The sequence below is a fragment of the Streptomyces vilmorinianum genome, from assembly GCF_005517195.1.
Lineage (GTDB): Bacteria > Actinomycetota > Actinomycetes > Streptomycetales > Streptomycetaceae > Streptomyces > Streptomyces vilmorinianum.
The window spans coordinates 6025746-6044603 of record NZ_CP040244.1 but is presented as its reverse complement, the minus strand read 5'-3'; the positions used below and the strand labels follow the sequence as shown (position 1 = coordinate 6044603).

Annotated in this window: 16 protein-coding genes; 6 read left to right on the top strand and 10 right to left on the bottom strand. The window is 72.3% G+C overall.

Translation table 11 applies throughout. The features are described from left to right. Positions 1-2 precede the first annotated feature (2 nt). The 3 genes from FDM97_RS27920 to FDM97_RS27910 all read right to left on the bottom strand — a co-directional run bounded on the left by FDM97_RS27920 (position 3) and on the right by FDM97_RS27910 (position 3492). Positions 3-611 (bottom strand): helix-turn-helix domain-containing protein, encoded by a 609-nt coding sequence (locus FDM97_RS27920; RefSeq protein ID WP_254705781.1) that lies wholly within the window; start codon positions 609-611, stop codon positions 3-5. A gap of 206 nt (positions 612-817) precedes the next feature. After that, positions 818-1510 (bottom strand): response regulator, encoded by a 693-nt coding sequence (locus tag FDM97_RS27915; RefSeq protein ID WP_137993269.1) that lies wholly within the window; start codon positions 1508-1510, stop codon positions 818-820. Next, positions 1507-3492 (bottom strand): ATP-binding protein, encoded by a 1986-nt coding sequence (locus FDM97_RS27910; RefSeq protein ID WP_254705780.1) that lies wholly within the window; start codon positions 3490-3492, stop codon positions 1507-1509. Before FDM97_RS27910 ends, FDM97_RS27915 begins: the two co-directional genes overlap by 4 nt. Before the next feature lie 165 nt (positions 3493-3657). Here FDM97_RS27910 and FDM97_RS27905 point away from each other — a divergent pair, with 165 nt between their 5' ends. Further along, the gene (locus tag FDM97_RS27905) at positions 3658-5022 is read left to right on the top strand and encodes a cation:dicarboxylate symporter family transporter (RefSeq protein WP_137993268.1); all 1365 of its coding nucleotides are present in this window, start codon (positions 3658-3660) and stop codon (positions 5020-5022) included. 96 nt (positions 5023-5118) lie between these two features. Here the strand turns inward: FDM97_RS27905 and FDM97_RS27900 are convergent, their stop codons facing one another. The 3 genes from FDM97_RS27900 to FDM97_RS27890 all read right to left on the bottom strand — a co-directional run bounded on the left by FDM97_RS27900 (position 5119) and on the right by FDM97_RS27890 (position 8446). Next, positions 5119-6573 carry a glycoside hydrolase family 16 protein gene (locus FDM97_RS27900; protein ID WP_137993267.1) on the bottom strand — a complete coding sequence of 485 codons (1455 nt, stop codon included), beginning with the start codon at positions 6571-6573 and terminating at the stop codon, positions 5119-5121. A gap of 98 nt (positions 6574-6671) precedes the next feature. Beyond that, positions 6672-7553 carry an aldo/keto reductase gene (locus FDM97_RS27895; protein ID WP_137993266.1) on the bottom strand — a complete coding sequence of 294 codons (882 nt, stop codon included), beginning with the start codon at positions 7551-7553 and terminating at the stop codon, positions 6672-6674. Continuing rightward, a complete protein-coding gene (locus tag FDM97_RS27890; RefSeq protein ID WP_137993265.1) occupies positions 7553-8446 on the bottom strand; it encodes an NAD-dependent epimerase/dehydratase family protein in 894 nt (297 codons plus the stop codon). Before FDM97_RS27890 ends, FDM97_RS27895 begins: the two co-directional genes overlap by 1 nt. A 44-nt stretch (positions 8447-8490) precedes the next feature. Between FDM97_RS27890 and FDM97_RS27885 the strand changes: the two genes are divergently transcribed. Both FDM97_RS27885 and FDM97_RS27880 read left to right on the top strand, forming a co-directional pair. Next, entirely contained in the window at positions 8491-9021 is a 531-nt protein-coding gene (locus tag FDM97_RS27885; protein ID WP_175439260.1) for an Lrp/AsnC family transcriptional regulator, read from the top strand. Positions 9022-9121: 100 nt separating this feature from the next. Continuing rightward, positions 9122-9988, top strand: a complete 867-nt coding sequence (locus FDM97_RS27880; RefSeq protein WP_137993264.1) for a nitroreductase/quinone reductase family protein — start codon at positions 9122-9124, stop codon at positions 9986-9988. Between the two features lie 22 nt (positions 9989-10010). On the opposite strand, the gene FDM97_RS27875 is transcribed toward FDM97_RS27880, so the two are convergent. Continuing rightward, on the bottom strand, positions 10011-10424 hold the full coding sequence (locus FDM97_RS27875) for a pyridoxamine 5'-phosphate oxidase family protein (RefSeq protein ID WP_137993263.1): 414 nt from the start codon (positions 10422-10424) through the stop codon (positions 10011-10013). A gap of 71 nt (positions 10425-10495) precedes the next feature. On the opposite strand from FDM97_RS27875, the gene FDM97_RS27870 reads away from it, so the two are divergent. The 3 genes from FDM97_RS27870 to FDM97_RS27860 all read left to right on the top strand — a co-directional run bounded on the left by FDM97_RS27870 (position 10496) and on the right by FDM97_RS27860 (position 13787). After that, the gene (locus tag FDM97_RS27870; RefSeq protein ID WP_137993262.1) at positions 10496-10888 is read left to right on the top strand and encodes a MerR family transcriptional regulator; all 393 of its coding nucleotides are present in this window, start codon (positions 10496-10498) and stop codon (positions 10886-10888) included. A 5-nt stretch (positions 10889-10893) separates the two neighbouring features. Then, the gene (locus FDM97_RS27865; protein WP_137995068.1) at positions 10894-11235 is read left to right on the top strand and encodes a thioredoxin family protein; all 342 of its coding nucleotides are present in this window, start codon (positions 10894-10896) and stop codon (positions 11233-11235) included. 308 nt (positions 11236-11543) lie between these two features. Then, a complete protein-coding gene (locus tag FDM97_RS27860; RefSeq protein ID WP_137993261.1) occupies positions 11544-13787 on the top strand; it encodes a HelD family protein in 2244 nt (747 codons plus the stop codon). Between the two features lie 10 nt (positions 13788-13797). Here FDM97_RS27860 and FDM97_RS27855 read toward each other — a convergent pair whose 3' ends face one another. The 3 genes from FDM97_RS27855 to FDM97_RS27845 all read right to left on the bottom strand — a co-directional run bounded on the left by FDM97_RS27855 (position 13798) and on the right by FDM97_RS27845 (position 18692). Then, complete coding sequence (locus FDM97_RS27855) at positions 13798-14736, bottom strand: ScbA/BarX family gamma-butyrolactone biosynthesis protein (RefSeq protein ID WP_137993260.1); 939 nt, start codon at positions 14734-14736, stop codon at positions 13798-13800. 100 nt (positions 14737-14836) lie between these two features. Continuing rightward, a complete protein-coding gene (glgB, locus tag FDM97_RS27850; RefSeq protein ID WP_432816289.1) occupies positions 14837-17053 on the bottom strand; it encodes a 1,4-alpha-glucan branching enzyme in 2217 nt (738 codons plus the stop codon). A 289-nt stretch (positions 17054-17342) separates the two neighbouring features. After that, entirely contained in the window at positions 17343-18692 is a 1350-nt protein-coding gene (locus FDM97_RS27845; protein ID WP_137993259.1) for a maltokinase N-terminal cap-like domain-containing protein, read from the bottom strand. Between the last annotated feature and the right edge of the window lie 166 nt (positions 18693-18858).

The following is an 18858-nucleotide window of genomic DNA, read 5'->3' as shown; positions in this document are numbered from 1 at the left end:
CCCTACGAGCCGGTGGCCGCCCAGAAGTGCTCGACGATCCCGTCCAGGTACTCGCGGCCGGCGGCGCCGCTGTCGCCCGAGGCGCCCCAGCTGCTCGTCGCCGCCATCTTGGCGTGGTAGTCCGTGTGCAGCCGCTGGAGCGCGGCCTCCAGGACCCGCTTCGGCATCGGCAGCATCTTCACGGCGGGGCGTACGTACGCCTGCCAGCGGGTCGTCGCGGCGTCCCGCAGCAGCGTGGCCAGGTCCTCGTCCCTGCCGGTCACGGTGAGCAGCGCGCGGGGGCCGAGGCCGAGGGTCTCGGCGAGCGCGGCGGTCTGGCGTTCGTTGCCGCGCCAGCGGCCGGACTCCTCCATGCGGAGGTAGGCGGCCGCGTCGAGGCCGACGCGGCGGGCGAGGTCGTCCGGTGCGAAGCCACGGGCCATCCGGTGCTCGCGCAGGGTCGTGGCGGCGGCGATCAGCTCGCCGGGCGCGCACCACAGGACGCCCGCGAGCGCGGAGAGCTCCTGGGAGGACGGCGCGAGGCGCCCGCGTTCCCAGGCGACGACGGTGTCGGGGGTGATGGCAAGGCCGTACTGCGCGCGCAGACCGTAGGCGACATGGCCGGGCGCCATGCCGAGCCCTTCGCGTAGATGGCGCGCGGCGAGGGCATTGAAGGGAGGGGAGGGAGGGGAGGGTTGCACGTCGACACGGTAGATGCGGAACGTGATCGTTGGCTACGGTGCGTTCACCCAAGGTTGCATGTCGTAGAAACGTCGGAACCGAGCGGTAACGATCCGTATGGATCATGGTTCGTCTCAGTGACCGAGATGGGCGCCTCTCAGCGGGGCCGGCCGACCGTCGTGATCCACCGGTACTGGAGCTCGGGCCTGCCGATCTGCCCGTACTGCGGGGCCCGAGCGGCCCGGCCGTCGGTGACCAGGTGCTCAAGATAGCGGCGCGCGGTGATCCGGGAGATCCCCACGGCGGCGGCGGCCTCGGTGGCGGTCAGCCCGGCGGGCGAGTCCCGGAGGGTACGGGTGACGGCCTCCAGGGTCGGGGCGCTCAGGCCCTTGGGCAGCGAGGCGGGCTGCGGGGTGCGCAGGGTGGCCAGGGCCCGGTCCACCTCGTCCTGCCCGGAGGCCTCGCCGGCGGTGGCGCGGAACTCGGCGTACCGGGTGAGGCGGTCCCGGAGCGTCGCGAAGGTGAACGGCTTCAGGACGTACTGGACGACCCCGAGGGACACCCCCTCGCGCACGATCGCGAGGTCGCGGGCGGAGGTGACGGCGATGACGTCGGCGGAGTGCCCGGCGGCGCGCAGCGACCGCAGCAGGTGCAGTCCGTGGCCGTCGGGCAGATAGAGGTCGAGCAGGATCAGATCGACGGGCGTGCGATCGAGCAGCCGCACGGCGGCGCCCCGCGAGTGCGCGACCCCGACGACGACGAACCCGGGCACACGCCCGGCGTAGAGCGCGTGCGCGTCGGCGGCGACGGGGTCGTCCTCGACGACGAGGACGCGGATGCCCTGACTCATACGGGAACCTCCGTACCGGCCGCTGTGGCGCCCCCGCGCGGGGAGCCGTGCGGGGAGCCGTGCGCGGCGCCCTGCCCGGCGTCCGTGCCGTGCCCGGCGGCCGGCCCTGGCACCGGGGCAGGCGCCGCGCCACCCGTGTCCGGTGCCGGGGTCTGTACGCGTGTGGCGGCCGAGCCCTGTTCCGGTGCGGGGTCCGGACCCGGGATCGGAGCCGGCGCCGAGTCGCCCGCGACCGGCCCCGAGCCGTGCCCGTCGCCCGCGACCGGCCCCGAGCCCTGCCCGGCGTCCGAGCCCTGCCCGGCGTCCGAGCCCGGCCCCGAGCCCTGCCCGTCGCCCGAGCCCTGCCCGGCGTCCGAGCCCGGCCCCCCGGCCGGGCCCGTCGTCAAGCCCCGCGGGCCCAGTGGCAGTCTCACCGTGAATTCCGCGCCGCCCTCCGGGGATTCGCCCAGGGTGAGTGTGCCCGAGGCGCGGGTCGTGGTCTGGTGGACCAGGGCGAGGCCGAGGCCGCGGCCCGGGCCGCGGGTGGACCAGCCGCGGTCGAGGACGGCCGCGCGGTCCTCGGGGCGGACGCCCGGGCCGCTGTCGGCGACGCGCAGCAGCAGTTCGCCGGCGCCCGTCAGGGCCGTGACCCGCACCCGGGGCCGTACCGTGCCGCTCGCCGCCTCGACCGCGTTGTCGATGAGGTTGCCGAGGATCGTCACCAGGTCCCGCGGCGGCAGCGACGCCGGAAGCAGGCCGTCGTCTATCCCGGACTCCTCCGTGAGGATCAGCTCCACACCCCGCTCGTTGGCCTGCGCCGCCTTGCCGAGCAGCAGTGCCGCCAGGACCGGCTCGCCGACCGCGTCCACGACCCGGTCGGTGAGCGCCTGGGCCAGTTCCAGCTCCGCCGTCGCGAAGCCGACCGCCTCCTCCACCCGGCCGAGCTCGATCAGCGAGACGACCGTGTGCAGCCGGTTCGCCGCCTCGTGCGCCTGGGAGCGCAGCGCCTGCGTGAACCCCCGCTCCGAGGTCAACTCGCCCGACAGCGCCTGGAGTTCCGTGCGGTCCCGGAGCGTGACGACCGTACCCCGGCGCTCCCCGCCCACCACCGGCCTGGTGTTGACCACGAGCACCCGCTCGGCCGTCAGATGCAGCTCGTCCACCCGCGGCTCCGAGGCGAGCAGCGCACTGGTCAGCGAGACCGGCAGCCCCAGATCCGCCGCCGACCTGCCCACCACCTCCGCGTCCAGACCGAGCAGCTCCCGCGCCCCGTCGTTGATGAGCGCGATCCGCCGCTGCCCGTCCAGCATCACGAGCCCCTCGCTCACCGCGTGCAGCGCCGCCTCGTGGTAGTCGTGCATCCGGCTCAGCTCGGCCGCGTTCATGCCGTGCGTGTGCCGCCGCAGCCGGGCGTTGATGACGTACGTACCGACACCGCCGAGCGCCAGCGCCGCCCCCGCCATCCCCAGCAGGGCCGTGACCTGCTCCCGTACCTGCTCGCTGATCTTCTCGATCGTGATGCCGGCGCTGACCAGGGCGACGACCCGCCCGTCGTCGTACACCGGCGTGATCGTGCGGACCGAGGGCCCGAGCACGCCCATGTGCGTCTCGGAGAAGGTCCGCCCCGCGACGGCAGGCTCGATGTGGCCGAGATAGGTCCGGCCGATCTCCGCCGGCTCCGGGTGAGTCCAGCGCCTGCCGTCCGGCGCCATGATCACCACGAAGGTCACGCCGGAGCGGTGCCGCAGCGACTCGGTGTACGGCTGGAGCCGCGCCGTCGGGTCCGCCGAGCGGGCCGCCTCCACCACCGCCGGGGACCCGGCGACGGCCACGGCGGTCGCGGTGGACTGGCGGCGCGCGGTCTCCTCGGCCTGGGCGCGGTCGGTGACGTACGCGAAGACGGCGCACCCGGCCACGACGGCGGCCACCAGCACGACCTGCATCGCGAAGAGCTGGGCGGCGAGGCTGCGGGGCCGTGGAAAGCGGATGCGGGGGATGCGCATGCCGGTAAGTGTGCCTGGCCGGATTTGCCCGGGGGAATCACGTTCCCGAATCGTTCTCCGAATTCCGCGAACGAAACGAACACAACGGTGACCCCGGTCACAGGCTGATGGATATTCGCTGGGATCCACCGGGACGTGGACATTCATCAGCTCGAGGAGGACCCCGTGGCCGCACAACGGGACCGCACCCATTACCTGTATCTCGCCGTCATCGGCGCCGTCCTGCTCGGCATCACGGTCGGCTTCGTCGCCCCCGGCGTCGCCGTCGAGCTGAAGCCGCTCGGCACGGGCTTCGTGAACCTGATCAAGATGATGATCTCGCCGATCATCTTCTGCACGATCGTCCTCGGCGTCGGCTCGGTCCGTAAGGCCGCGAAGGTCGGTGCCGTCGGCGGGCTCGCGCTCGGGTACTTCCTCGTGATGTCGACCGTCGCCCTCGCCATCGGCCTGGTCGTCGGCAACATCCTCGACCCCGGCTCCAGCCTCAACCTCACGAAGGAGGTCGCCGAGGCCGGCTCCAAGCAGGCCGAGGGCGCGAGCGAGTCCACGGTGGACTTCCTGCTCGGGATCATCCCGAAGACCATGGTCTCCGCCTTCACCGAGGGCGAGGTCCTCCAGACCCTGCTCGTCGCCCTCCTCGCGGGCTTCGCGCTCCAGGCGATGGGCAAGGCCGGCGAGCCGGTCCTGCGCGGGATCGGGCACATCCAGCGGCTGGTCTTCCGCATCCTCGGCATGATCATGTGGGTCGCGCCGATCGGCGCGTTCGGCGCCATCGCGGCGGTCGTGGGCGCCACCGGTCTGGACGCCCTGAAGTCGCTCGCGGTCATCATGATCGGCTTCTACGTGACGTGCGCCCTGTTCGTCTTCGTCGTCCTCGGGGCGCTGCTGCGCCTGGTCGCCGGGGTCAACATCCTGTCGCTGCTGAAGTACCTGGGCCGCGAGTTCCTGCTGATCCTCTCCACCTCGTCCTCCGAGTCGGCGCTGCCGCGGCTGATCGCGAAGATGGAGCACCTGGGTGTCAGCAAGCCCGTCGTCGGCATCACCGTGCCGACCGGCTACTCCTTCAACCTGGACGGCACGGCGATCTATCTGACGATGGCCTCGCTCTTCGTCGCCGAGGCGATGGGCAACCCGCTCTCGCTCGCCGAGCAGATCAGCCTCCTCGTCTTCATGATCATCGCCTCGAAGGGCGCGGCGGGCGTGACCGGCGCCGGTCTGGCGACCCTCGCCGGCGGGCTCCAGTCGCACCGGCCGGAGCTGGTCGACGGCGTCGGTCTGATCGTCGGCATCGACCGCTTCATGAGCGAGGCCCGCGCCCTGACCAACTTCGCCGGCAACGCCGTCGCGACCGTCCTGGTCGGCACCTGGACCAAGGAGATCGACAAGGCCAGGGTCTCCGAGGTCCTGGCCGGCCGCGCCCCCTTCGACGAGAAGACCCTGGTCGACGACCACGCCCCGGCGCCGGCGGAGTCGCCCGTCCCGGACCAGCGGGCCGAGGACGGCGAGGAGAAGGCCCGCGCGGGCGTCTGAGACTCCCGGGTCCCGGGCCTTGAGCCGGATCCGGGCCTCGGGTACGGGACGACCCCGGCCGCGTTCGTCGCGGCCGGGGTCGTCCTCCATCCTCCCTCAGGAGAAGGGGATCCTGACCACCGACTGGTTCCCGACGCCGAGCGTGCTCGGCCCGTTCCCGATCGCGTTCCACACCTCGATCCGGACCCGGCCGTTCACCAGGTTCCCGTGGCTGCCGGTCGCCGACTTCAGGCCGCTCGCCTGGGTGTAGTGCTCGTACCCGGGCACGGGATCGGTCGCGAAGTACTGGTACGTCTCCACCCGCTCCCAGCTCCCGTCGCCCGTACGGTCGTAACTCACCCGCACCTGCTGCCCGTTGGCCACCACGGAGCCCGCGTCCACGAACAGGTCGAACTGCGTCGAGCCGCCGTTGTACGTCCGCGTGATCGGGCCCGAGGTGAAGACCTGCGGGTTGGTGGGTGTGCCGTCGTGGTTGACGCCGCCCGCCGAGGCCAGCGTCACCGTGGCGGCGGACTGCGCGTCCCCGGCTCCGGCTCCCGTACGCAGATACAGCTGCGAGGAGCCCGAGGGCGGGGGAGTGGTCGGGGGCGTCGTGGGCGGGGTCGTGGTCGATCCGCCCTTCGTCCACACCGCCACGTAGTCGACGAGCATCGGCCGTCCGGAGACCGTCGCGGTCGTCGGCGTCTTCCCGGCCAGGGCGTCCGGGAAGGCCCCGCCCATGGCGACGTTCAGCAGGATGAAGTAGCCCGCGTGGCTGGTCATGTCGGCCCAGGCCTGGGCGCCGACCCGGGTCTCGTTCACGCTGTGGAAGAGCTGGTCGTCCACGTACCAGCGCAGTTCGTTGGGGGAGACGGAGCGGTCCCACTCGAAGCGGTACGTGTGGAACGCCGACTGGCAGCTCGCGCCCGGGCAGGTGCGGCTGGCGCCGATGCCGGTGGTCTCGCCGCACGGCCCGCCCGGGTTCACGCCGCAGTGCAGCACGCCCCAGACCGAGTTGAGGCCGTTGACGTTCTCCATGATGTCGAACTCGCCGATGGCCGGCCAGTTCCAGTAGTTGCCCCGGTAGGGCGAGCCGAGCGCCCAGAACGCGGGCCAGTAGCCGAGGGCGGCGTCCCCGGTCACGTTCGGCATCTGGATACGGCCCTCGATGCGCAGGGTGCCGCCCGCGGGGGCCTTGAAGTCGGCCCGCCTGGTCTCGATCCGGGCCGAGGTCCAGTTGCCCGCGCCGTCCTTCAGCGGGGTGATCCGGAGATTTCCGGTGCCGTCGAGGCGCAGGTTGTCGGGGCTCGACGTGTAGTTCTGTATCTCTCCGGTGCCCCAGTTGGCGGGGCCGCCCGGATAGCCGTGGCCGGTGTCGATCTGCCAGTCGGCGGCGTTCGGCAGGGACCGGTCGGGGCCGTTGAAGTCGTCGCTCCACTGGAGCGACCAGCCCGGCGCCGGGGGCACCGCGCCGTTGGCGGTGCCGGCCCCGCCCAGGCCGAGCAGGGCGCCCGCGGCGAGGGCGGCGGCGAGGAGTGAGGCCAGCAGGGGGGTGCGTCGGACGCGGCTCAAGGAGAACACCTCCGGTGGGGGATGAGGGCGTGAGAGCGCTCTCAACGAGCTTTTGTAGTTGGAGACACCGGGCCCGTCAATGGGTCCGGTGCCTTCGACTACCGAACGTCCAGCTCCGCCAACTCCTGTGTATCCAGCACGAGTTCGGCTGCGGCCGCCGAATCCCGCGCCGTCTCCGGCCGGCTCGCCCCCGGGATGGGAAGCACGGTCTCCGACCGCGTGAGCAGCCAGGCGAGGGCCACCCGCTGCGGGCTCACCCCGCGCACCCGCGCCACCCGGTGGAACGCCCCGAACCGCGGGTCCTCCTCCAGGCGCGAGACCCCGTCCAGCGAACTGCGCGAGATCCCGCCCAGCGGACTCCACGGCATGAAGGCCAGCCCCAGCTCCGCGCAGAGCCGCAGCTCCGCCTCGCTCGTCCGCACCGCGGCGGAGTACCGGTTCTGTACGGAGACGAGCCGGTCGCCCAGGATCTCCCGGGCCAGAAGGATCTGCTCCGTGTCCACGTTGGAGATCCCGGCCAGCCGCACCGTCCCCGCGTCCAGCAACTCCCGTATCGCGCCCAGCGATTCCGCGTACGGCACGGCCGGGTCCGGCTTGTGCAGCTGGTAGAGCCCGATCTGCGCGACTCCGAGCCGCCGCGCCGACGCCTCGGCCGCGCGCCGCAGATGCGCGGGCCTGCCGTCCACCGTCCAGCCGCCGTCGGCCGTCCGCCCGCGCCCGCCCTTCGTCGCCACCAGCACGTCCTCCGTGCGGCCCCCGTACGTGGCAAGCGCCCGCGCCACGAGCCGTTCGCCCGCGCCCGGTGCGCCGCCCGGCGGGTGGTAGGAGTCCGCCGTGTCGAGCAGGGTCACGCCGGCATCCAGCGCCGCGTGGACCGTGGCCACGGCGCGCGCCTCGTCGGGATGCCCCTCGATGGAGAGCGGCATCGCGCCCAGCCCGATCGCACCGACCCGTACGTCCCCGAGCACGCGGTACCGCATCAGCGTGCCCCCAGCGTCTCGGAGAGCGCCTGCGCCAGCCACCGCGCGGAGTCGCCGAAGGAGAATCCGAGGGCGGTCGCGCGGGCGTTGTCCATGGCGTACGCGCGGGTGAAGGAGAACGGCGAGACCTCCCCGACCTCCACCTCCTGGAATACGGTCCGCCCGCCGACCTGCTTCTCTATCTCCGCGCAGATGTCGGCGGTGGTGAGGAGCCCCCGGGAATGGGCGTTGACCGGCCCGGTGAATTCGGCCCCCACCGCCCACGCCAGGAATTCCGCGATCTCCTCGACATACACATAGGTGGCCGGGTGGTTCACCGCCGGTACGGCGATCGGCTCACCCGCGCGGATCCGGCGCGCGTAGTGCTCGACCCGGCCGGTGAAGTCGTCCGCGCCGCCCAGTACATGGGCGACCCGCACCGCCGTCCACGCGAACGGGGGATCGGCCGCGAAGACCGCCTCCGCCTGCCGCTTCCCCTCTCCGTAGTGCGCTTCGAGGAACTCCCGGTCGTCCCAGGGCAGGTCCGGGTCGACGGCGACCGTGAGGGGATCGACGGCCTCCTCCCGTACGGGCGTGGCCGAGTTCTCGTACGCGTACACCTCCACCGTCGACGTCATCACATAGCGTCGCGTGCGCGGCCCGAAAACCCGCCGGGCGATGACCGCCTGACGCGGCGTGTAACAGACCTGATCGACCACGACGTCGAAAGTCCGCCCGCCCAGGGCGATTTCCAGGGCCTTCTCGTCGTCCCGGTCGGCGACCAGATGAGTCGTTCCCTCCGGGGCGCGGGAAGAACCCCGGTTGAGAATCGTCACGGCATGCCCGGATTCCAGCAGACGATCCGTCAGCCGCTTTCCGACATAGCGGTTTCCACCGATGATCAAAATGTCCATGTGACAAGTGTTACGTTGTGCGCTCGCCATCTGAAGGGGGAAACATGGGAGTCCCGGCCGCCGCACCGAAGGAACCACGGCATCTGCGTCCCGCCGCCAACGAAACCTCGGCGGGCGCCTTCGACCCCATCGACCGGCAGATCCTTCAGCTCCTCCAGGACGACGGCCGGATCAAGCTCAGCGAGCTCGGCCGACGCGTCCGCCTCAGCCCCGCGGCCGTCACCGAGCGGGTGCGCAGACTGGAGGCGTGCGGAGCGATCACCGGCTACGGCGCACATGTCTCCCCGGCCCGGCTCGGCTACGGCATCCAGGCCTTCATCCGGGTCGACCCGCACGGCGGCTACACCCTCAAGCACCCCAGGACGCTGGAGCTGACCGCACGGCCGGAGATCCTGGAGGTGCACCACGTCGTCGGCGAGGACTGCTGGATCCTCAAGGTCGCCGTCACCGACACGATCCATCTCGAAGAGATCCTGGAGCAGACCTCGGCCCTCGGCCGGACGACGACGTCGATCGTCCTGTCCTCCCCGGTGGAGCGCAAGCCCCTGCTGCCGCCCGCCGGAAACCGGCCTTGACAACCCGCCGCCGGTCCGGTTGAGATGAAGGAACTCACGTCGCGTGCCGGTCCGCGCAGATAAGCGGAGGCATGGAGGCAAGAGGACAGTTGGGACGGCTTTGCCCCTCCACTTCAATTCCCAGATCATCGATGAATTCCGCACCAACGCCGGAAAGCTCGGCGGCCCCTTCGAGGGATGGGTGCTCCTTCTTCTCACCACCACCGGCGCCCGGTCCGGAAAACCCCACACCACGCCGCTCGGCTTCGTCGAGGACAAGGACGAGGACGGTCGCGACCGGCTCCTCGTCACCGGCTCGGCCGGCGGCTCCGACCGGCACCCCGACTGGTACCGCAACCTCCTGGTGAACCCCACCGTGACCGTCGAGACGGGCACGGACACCTGGCAGGCCACCGCGGTCGCCGCCACCGGCGCGGAGCGCGACGAGCTCTTCGCCACCGTGGTCGCGGCGGCCCCCGGCTACGCCGGCTACCAGCGGGCGACCGACCGGATCCTCCCGGTCGTCGCCCTCTACCGGATCCCCGAGGACACCTACACCCCACCCGACAGGCTCGACGCCCTCGCCGACGAGCTGATCAAGATCCACGACTGGCTCCGCTCCGAACTCACCGCGCTCGGCGAGGGAATCGGCGCCCGCACCGCGCCCGGGCTCACCGTGGAGCTGCGCCGCCACTGCCTGACCTTCTGCTCGGCGATGGCCGTCCACCACGGCGGCGAGGACGCCGGCCTCTTCCCGTACCTGGCCCGGACCTACCCGGAGAAGGCCGAGGTCTTCGCACGCCTCCAGGCCGAGCACGGGACGGTCGCCCGCGTCCTGGACGAGCTGCAGGCCCTGCTCGCGCGCCTCGACGAGGCGGACCCCGAAGCGCCGCGCGCGGAGTTCGACCGGCTGCGGGCGGAGCTGGAGACCCACTTCGCGTACGAGGAGGCGGAGGTCGTCCCGCTGCTGCGGGAAGGCGCAGGGTGACCGGGGAGCCCGCCCGGCGAGCTCAGAGAGCGAGCTCCTCGATCGCCGGAGGCTCTCGCGTGTAGTCGCTGCGACGAACCCAGTGCGGCCGCACCCGCACATGCGTGATCCCGGGCCATGCGAGACGGTCACGCCCGTCCGGGTACACGGCGAAGTAGCTCTCGCGGAGGCGTTCGAGCTCCGGGCCGACGGGGAAGTCCGCGACACCCTCGATCTGCGCGGTGACCTCGTCCCATCCGATGACCAGGGCGATGCGGGGGTCGGCGCGCAGGTTGCGGTACTTGCGCGTCGTCTCGACGGTGTCGAACACGATCTCCAGGTCGTCGGTGACCGCGAAACCGACGACGGCCGCCTGCGGCGCCCCGTCCGGGCCGATCGACGCCTGGACGGCGATCCTGTGCCCGCGCAGGAACCGGATCAGTTCGTCGTGCTTCATGGGCCCTGCCTACCACGGCCCCGCCCCCGCTGCTTGCGTTGACGCCGACGTCAAGGCTTACGTTCGAGGGCATGCGAATCGGCGAGCTGGCCGAGCTGGCCGGAACGACCACGCGGACTCTGCGCTACTACGAGTCCCGTGGCCTTCTGGCCGCCCGGCGCACGGAGAACGGCTACCGCACGTACGACGAGGACGACCTGCGCCTCCTCCAGCAGATCCGGACCCTGCAGGACTTCGGGTTCGAGCTGGAGGAGACCCGGCCGTTCGTGGAGTGCCTGCGGGCGGGGCACCCGGCGGGGGACGCGTGCCCCGCCTCGCTCGACGTGTACCGGCGCAAGCTCGCGGAGCTCGACGCGCTCGTCGAGCAGCTCCAGGCGGTGCGCGCGCAGGTCGCGGCGCAGCTGCTGCGGGCCGAGGCGGAACTGCCGGGCGGCCCGGAACCCACGTGCGAACTCGGAGGATGACGAAGATGATGCGGGTCGAGGGTGTCACCGAGGTGACGGACGCCGACTTCGACACGGAGGTCCTGGGCGCGCGGCTGCCGGTCCTGGTGAAGTTCACCGCGGACTGGTGCGGCCCGTGCCGCCAGCTGGCCGCGGTCCTCGGCGCGATCGCCGCGGAGGAGCCGGACCGGCTGAAGATCGTCCAGCTGGACGTGGACAGGAACCCCGAGATCACGGTCCGGTACGGAGTCCTCGCGACGCCGACACTGATGGTCTTCCACTCGGGCGCCCCCGTGAAGTCCCTGGTCGGCGCCCGCCCGAAGCGCCGCCTCCTCCAGGAACTGGAGGACGTCCTGCCCCCGACCTGAGGCCCCGGACCCCGCCCGCCTCCGCGGATCCGGTCCGCGAGGCGGGCGTCAGCCCGACGAGGTGTCGCTACGCCGGTCCCTGTGAATCAGCCACACCCTGGCGCCCCACTGCGCGAGCCGGGACTCCACGCGCTCCCCCGGGCGATCAGCAGGTCGCGTGCCGTTTCGTTCCCCATGGCGCACAAAAATACCCCGACTAGAATTGACAGTCGGGGTAATGCGTCGCGTATATTTACGGGTTCCGTGTCTGCGCACACCAAAAGCGTAGACCGATTCAATAAACGCACTGTATCGCGCCGGGAGTCGAATTGTCAACCGAGGAATTTCGGAACGAGCAGCAATTCATCACAGAGCTCTACGCACGACTCGACGACCTCAGGGACCAGGCCCAGGCCGCCGTCGGCCAGGCGCTCAAGGCGCCGTGGGTCGGCAATCAGGGTCGGCTGGAGCGGGATGTGATGGTCGCCGAGCAGTCCGGGCTGCTCGCCGCCTTCGACGCGGGCGAGACCGGGCTCTGTTTCGGGCGGCTCGTCTTCCGCGACGGGCGCGACCACCACATCGGGCGGATCGGAGTCCGGAAGGACGACGCCCACCGGACCCCGCTCGTGGTCGACTGGCGCGCCGAGATCGCCCGGCCCTTCTATCTCGCCACCGGGTACGAGCCGATGGGGCTCAGCCGCCGCCGGCACATCACCACCCACGGCCGCGAGGTCACCGCCCTCCACGACGAGGTGCTCGACCTCACCGACGAGACCCGCACCGGGTACGAGAACCGGGACGCCGACGAGGTGCTGCTCGCCGCGCTCGACGCCGCCCGCACCGGGCGGATGCACGACATCGTGCAGACCATCCAGGCCGAGCAGGACCGCATCATCCGCTCCCCGCACCGGGGCATCCTCGTCGTCGAGGGCGGCCCCGGCACCGGCAAGACCGCCGTGGCCCTGCACCGGGCCGCGTACCTCCTCTACGCGCACCGCGAGCAGCTCGCCAAGCGGGCCGTCCTGATCGTCGGCCCCAACCCCGCCTTCCTCGGCTACATCGGCAACGTCCTGCCCTCCCTCGGCGAGACCGGCGTCCTGCTCGCCACCCCCGGCGAACTGTTCCCCGGCGTCCACGCCACCGGTACGGACACCCCGCGCGCCGCCGCCGTCAAGGGCGACGCCGCCATGGCCGAGGCCCTGGCCCAGGCCGTACGGGACCGGCAGCAGGTCCCCGAGCGCGGGGCACCGCTGATCGTGCCGCACGACGACGGCGACCTGATCATCGACTGGGACATGGCCCTCGAAGCCCGCCACAAGGCCCGCGAGACGGCCCTGCCGCACAACCTGGCCCGCCCCTACTTCGTCTTCCACCTCCTCGACGCGCTCGCCGAGCAGCTCGCCGACCGCATCGGCGCCGACCCCTACGGCGGGCCCAACTTCCTCGGCCCCGACGACCTCGCCCTGCTCGCCAAGGGCGTCGCCGCCAACCCCGACGTCCATGCCGCCATCGACACGCTGTGGCCGCCGCTCACGCCCCAGGAGTTCCTCGCCGACTACCTCGCCGAGCCGACCCACCTCGGCGAGGAGGACGCCGACGCCGTCCGGCGCGACGGCGGCCCCTGGACCCCCGCCGACGTGCCCCTGCTCGACGAGGCCGCCGAGCTCCTCGGCGAGGACGACTCGGCCGCCCGGGCCGCCGAGGAGGCCGAGCGGCAGAAGCAGATCCAGTACGCGCAGGGCGTCCTCGACGTCTCGTACGCCTCCCGGACCTACGAGTTCGAGGACAAGGAGGAGCAGGACAAGGACGCCTCGGAGGTCCTCTCCGCGCACGACATCATCGACGCCGAGCGGTTCGCCGAGCGCCACGAGGAGACCGACCACCGCAGCGCCGCCGAACGCGCCGCCGCCGACCGCACCTGGGCCTTCGGCCACATCATCGTCGACGAGGCGCAGGAGCTCTCCGCGATGGCCTGGCGGCTGCTCATGCGCCGCAGCCCGACCCGTTCGATGACCCTGGTCGGCGACCCGGCGCAGACCGGTGACGCGGCGGGCGTCGGCTCGTGGGAGAAGATCCTCGCGCCGTACGTGGAGGACCGCTGGGAGCTCGTACGGCTCGGGGTCAACTACCGCACCCCCGCCGAGATCATGGCGGTCGCCGCCGACGTCCGGCGCGAGGCCGACCCGCACTTCGAGCCGCCGCGTTCGGTCCGCTCCACGGGCGTCGAGCCCTGGGAGCGGACCGTCGAGGACCCGGTGAAGGAGACCGCCGACGCGGTCGCCGCCGAACTGCGGGCCGAGGGGCGGCTCGCCGTGATCGCCCCGGCGGAGCTGCACGCCGCCCTCACGGCCGCGCTGCCGGACGCCTCGTACGGGCCGGCCCCCGACCTGACCCGCCCGGTGGTCCTGCTCGACCCCCGGCAGGCCAAGGGGCTGGAGTTCGACACGGTCCTCGTCGTCGACCCGGACGGGGTCCGGGCCGGTGCCGCGCACGGGATCAACGACCTGTACGTGGCGCTGACCCGGGCCACTCAGCGACTGGGGGTCATCCGCCGCGCCTACCAGGGCGCCTAGCGTCCGGCGCTCATCGGGCGCCGGCGCCCCCGGTGAACGCGCAGACGAAGAGCCGCTCGCCGTCCTGGTGGCCGGTCACGCGGAACGCCCCGGTGCCGCCGTCATGGCGGACCTCCAGCAGGCAGGGGGCGCCGAACTCGGCGTACCGCTCGAAGGCGATGGACCCCGACGAGGGGACGAAGGGAGCGGGCGAGGCGGCCGCGGTGGCCGCCTGGCGGGCGGCCTCGAGGAACAGCATGCCCGGGATGTGGTCGTTGGGCCGCTGGAAGAGGGTGGGGTGGCGGGTGTCGACGACCAGCTCCCACCGGCCGTCCCCACCGGCCGGGGCGAGCAGGACGTCCCCCTCGCGCCGGCGGCCGACGAGCGCGGCCGGGGCCCTGACGGTCCGGGGCCCCGGTATGGACTCGCCCGGCTCGACGCGCCCGCCGCGCAGGCGCCGGTAGACCGGCGGGCTGGTGAACCGGGCGTGCGAGGAGCCGGTGGCGACGGCCGCGCCGCCGCGGTGGACCGTCCACTCCACCCGTGCCTCGGACAACGTCCCGCCCTTGTGGACGAGTTCGGTGAAGCGTGTCTCTATCTCCGCCTCGACGACGCCCTCACCCGCGTCCAAGCCCCCGGCCTCGAAGGTGAACGCGATCTCGCTGAGCAGGATCTTGTGCGTCAGCGGCACCGCGAAGGCGTCGTGCAACAGGGCCATCGTCGACTGACGCAGCGTCTCGACGACGAGTAACGGGTCATGGACCCTGCCGTGCACGGGCGCGAAGAAGGGGTGGCCGGCCGGCCAGGCGGCCGCGACCCGGAACCGGTGCGGATCACCGGTCGGACGCCAGCCCACGGTGAAGGTGTCCTCCGCCCGCACCCGGTGGCACAGCCGCGGTGTCAGCGGCCGCAGCGCCGTGCCCCCGTCCGTTTCCGTGCCCGGGCCGGCCCCTCGCACACTCTGTTTCATTGTGTTCCCCGCTCATTCAGGATGTTGGTCAAGATCCTGAAAAGCGACCATAACGGGGCGAGACCCCGCCGGAATCGGCAGGGCCTCGCCACCAGCGGGCTCAGGCGGGCCGCAGCCAGACCGTCGCCAGCGGCGGCAGCGTCATCCGTACGCTCGCCGAACGGCCGTGGTACGGAACCGACTCCGTCTTCACCGGATCCACGTTCACCACGTCACCGCCCCCGTACCGCGCCGCGTCCGTGTTGAGGACCTCCGCCCAGGCCGCCACCGACTCCGGCACCCCGAGCCGGAAGTCGTGCCGGACCACCGGCGAGAAGTTGCAGACCGCCAGCAGCGGCGAACCCTCCGCGTCGTAACGGAGGAAGGCGAAGACGTTGTCCTCCGCCGCGTCCCCCACCACCCACTGGAAGCCCTCGGGGACGGTGTCCCGCTCCCACAGCGCCGGCGTCGCGCCGTACACCGTGTTCAGATCCCGCACCAGGTCCCGTACGCCCCGGTGGTCACCGGCCGAGTGGTACGTCTCGTCCATCAGCCACCATTCGGGACCGTGCTCGTGCGACCACTCCGCGCCCTGCGCGAACTCCTGGCCCATGAAGAGGAGTTGCTTCCCGGGGTGGGCCCACATGAAGCCGAGGTAGGCGCGGTGGTTGGCGCGCCGCTGCCACCAGTCGCCGGGCATCTTCGAGACCAGCGCCTGCTTGCCGTGCACGACCTCGTCGTGGGAGATCGGCAGGATGTAGTTCTCGCTGTACGCGTACACCATCGAGAAGGTCATCTCGTTGTGGTGGTACTTGCGGTGCACCGGCTCCTTGGCGACGTAGCCGAGCGAGTCGTGCATCCAGCCCATGTTCCACTTCATGCCGAAGCCGAGGCCGCCGAACCCGCCGGGGCCGACCTGGTCCGTCGCCCGGGTGACCCCGTCCCAGGCCGTCGACTCCTCGGCGAAGGTGATGACCCCGGGGCAGCGCCGGTACACGGTCGCGTTCATCTCCTGCAGGAAGGCCACCGCGTCCAGGTTCTCCCGGCCGCCGAACTCGTTCGGCAGCCACTCGCCGTGCTCACGCGAGTAGTCGAGGTAGAGCATCGAGGCGACCGCGTCGACCCGCAGGCCGTCGAGGTGGAACTCCTCGCACCAGTACACCGCGTTGGCGACCAGGAAGTTCCGCACCTCCTTGCGGCCGTAGTCGAACTCCAGCGTGCCCCAGTCCGGGTGCGCCGACCGACGCGGGTCCTCGTGCTCGTACAGGGGCCGGCCGTCGAACTCCGCGAGCGCCCAGTCGTCGCGCGGGAAGTGCGCCGGCACCCAGTCCATCAGGACGCCCACTCCGGCCCGGTGCAACGCGTCGACCAGGTGCTTGAAGTCGTCGGGGGTGCCCATCCGAGCCGTCGGGGCGTAGAAGCCGGTGACCTGGTAGCCCCAGGAGCCGCTGAAAGGGTGCTCGGCGACGGCCATGAACTCCACGTGCGTGAAGCCCAGATCGCGCACATAGTCGGGCAGCTGCTCGGCGAGCTGCCGGTACGTCAGCCCCGGCCGCCAGGAGGGGAGGTGGACCTCGTAGACGGAGAACGGGGCCTCGTGGTGCGGGCGCGCGCCGCGCCGCGCCATCCACGCCGCGTCGCCCCACTCGTGGTGCGAGTCGGTGACGATCGACGCGGTGTTCGGCGGGCACTCGGTGCGGCGGGCCATCGGGTCGGCGCGCAGCGTGTGCGAGCCGTCCGGGCGGGCGATGTCGTACTTGTAGACCGCGCCTTCGCCGATGCCCGGCACGAACAGCTCCCAGACGCCGGTCGCGCCGAGCGACCGCATCGGCAGGGCGGTGCCGTCCCAGTGGGTGAAGTCGCCGGTGACCCGTACGCCCCGGGCGTTGGGCGCCCAGACCGCGAACCGCGTGCCGGTCACCCCCTGGTGGGTCATCGTCCGGGAGCCGAGCGCCGTCCACAGCTCCTCGTGCCGCCCCTCGCCGATGAGGTGCAGATCGAGCTCCCCGAGGGAGGGCAGGAAGCGGTACGGGTCCTGGACGGCGAGCTCGTCCCCGTCGTAGCGGACGCGCAGCTCGTAATCGGGGACCTTGCGCAGCAGCGGCAGGAGCCCGGAGAACAGGCCGTCGCCGTCGTCGTGCAGCACGATCCGCTTCCCCTTGGCGAGGACGGCGACCTCACGGGCGTACGGGCGCAGCACCCGGATCGCGACGCCGCCGCGCACGGGGTGGGCGCCGAGCAGGCCGTGCGGGTCGTGGTGCTCCCCGGCGAGCAGCCTCGCCCGGTCGCCGGGATCGAGCGGCGGGGCCTTCCGTACCGGGTCCTTGCGCACCGGCACCTTGCGTACCGGTTCCTTCCGCGCCGGCTCCTTCCGTACCGGCTCCTTCCGCGCCGGCTCCTTCCGTACCGGCTCCGCGGCCTTGTCCGGCTTCGCCTCCGCCCGGGGGGCGGGCGTCTTCGCTTGGGGCACTGCCGTCTTGCGAGCGGATCGGGCGGTCACGGGGATGCCTCCTGCAAGGGGGTCGGAACGATGAGATGAGGGAGATGCGCCGGTTCCCACGCAACCGCAACGGCGCGCGCACCGCACAGGACACTCGGCCGAACGGGCACCTGTGGGCGGCGGCGCCTCACGCCTGGCCCGCCAGGCGCTCGATCGCGGCCATCGGGACCGGGAGCCAGTCCGGGCGGTGACGGGCCTCGTAGAGGACCTCGTACACGGCCTTGTCGGTCTCGTACGCGCGCAGCAGCGCGGGATCGGCGCGGGGGTCGGTGCCGGAGGCCTCCGCGTAGCCCGCGCAGTAGGCCGAACGGCAGCGGGCCGCCCACTCGGCGTTCCACGGCCGGTGGGTACGGGCGGCGTAGTCGAAGGAGCGGAGCATGCCCGCGACGTCACGGACCGCGGGCTGCGGGCGGCACCGCTCGGCGAGCGGCTTCGCGGGCTCGCCCTCGAAGTCGATCACCGCCCAGCCGCCGTCCACCGCCCGCAGCGTCTGGCCCAGGTGCAGATCTCCGTGGATCCGCTGGAGCTGCCCGGCGCCGACCGTGTCGCCGGCCGCCGCGAAGACCGCCCGCAGCCCGGGGACGTAGGGCAGCAGCGCCGGCACCGCCTGGGCGGCCGCGTGCAGCCGTGCGTCCATCGCGGCGGCCAGGTGCTCCGACTGGGTGCGCCGCAGCCGCTCGGTCGGCAGCGCGGTCGCGAGCGCGAGGTGCACCTCGGCGGTGGCCCGGCCGAGCGCGTGCGCCTCGGCCGTGAACTCCCGCCCGTCGGCGAGCGCGTCGAGCGCGAGCCGCCAGCCGTCCCGCGAGTCCCGCAGATACGGCTGGAGGACGCCGAGCGTGCCGGCCCCCGACTCGAACCAGGCGACCGGCGCCGGCACCCGCGCGCAGCCCGCCCGGGCGAGCGCGAGCGGCAGCTCCAGATCCGGGTTCGGGCCGGGACTGACCCGGCGGAAGATCTTCAGGATGAACCTGTCGCCGTACACGAGCGAGGAGTTGGACTGTTCGGCGTCCAGGACGCGGGGTGCCATGGAGGCGGGCAGATCGGGCGATCCGTGGAACCTCAGCGGCCCGGCCCGGCCCGGGGTGCGCAGCCGGTCGTAGAGCAGACCCGCGAGCCGCGGGTCGCGCAGCCCTTCGTAGACCGCCCGGCCGGCCAGCGGCCCCTGCCGGATCCGCCCGATCAGGGCGGGGGCGAGGCGGGGCGGCAGCTGGGTCCGTACGCCCAGGAGCAGTTGATAGCAGTCCGCGGGCGATCCGGCCGGACGGCCCGGCTGTTCGACCCGTACGAGGAGATGCAGCAGCCCGGGTCCCGTGCCGTCCAGCGGCAGCAGCTCGGTGGCCGCTTCCAGCGTGAATCCGATGACCCGGCGGCCCTTGCCCGCGAACCAGCGCTGCCGGGGCAGCCATTCATGGAGAAGGGGGGCGAGTGATGGGAGGAGGGCGGCCGGGGCCCGGGTGGTGGATGCGGTCTCCGGCATGGCATCGCGTCCTTTCCCCGGGGGGCGCAGATTCGTGTTCAAATGCGCAGAGTGTCCCGGATGGCGGCTTCGGCTGTCCGGATGTGCGGGACGTGTCGGATGGGGAAGATCCGTATGGGCCCGACAAGAAGGCCCGTATGGACCTGAATCGACTGTGTGTGGGACA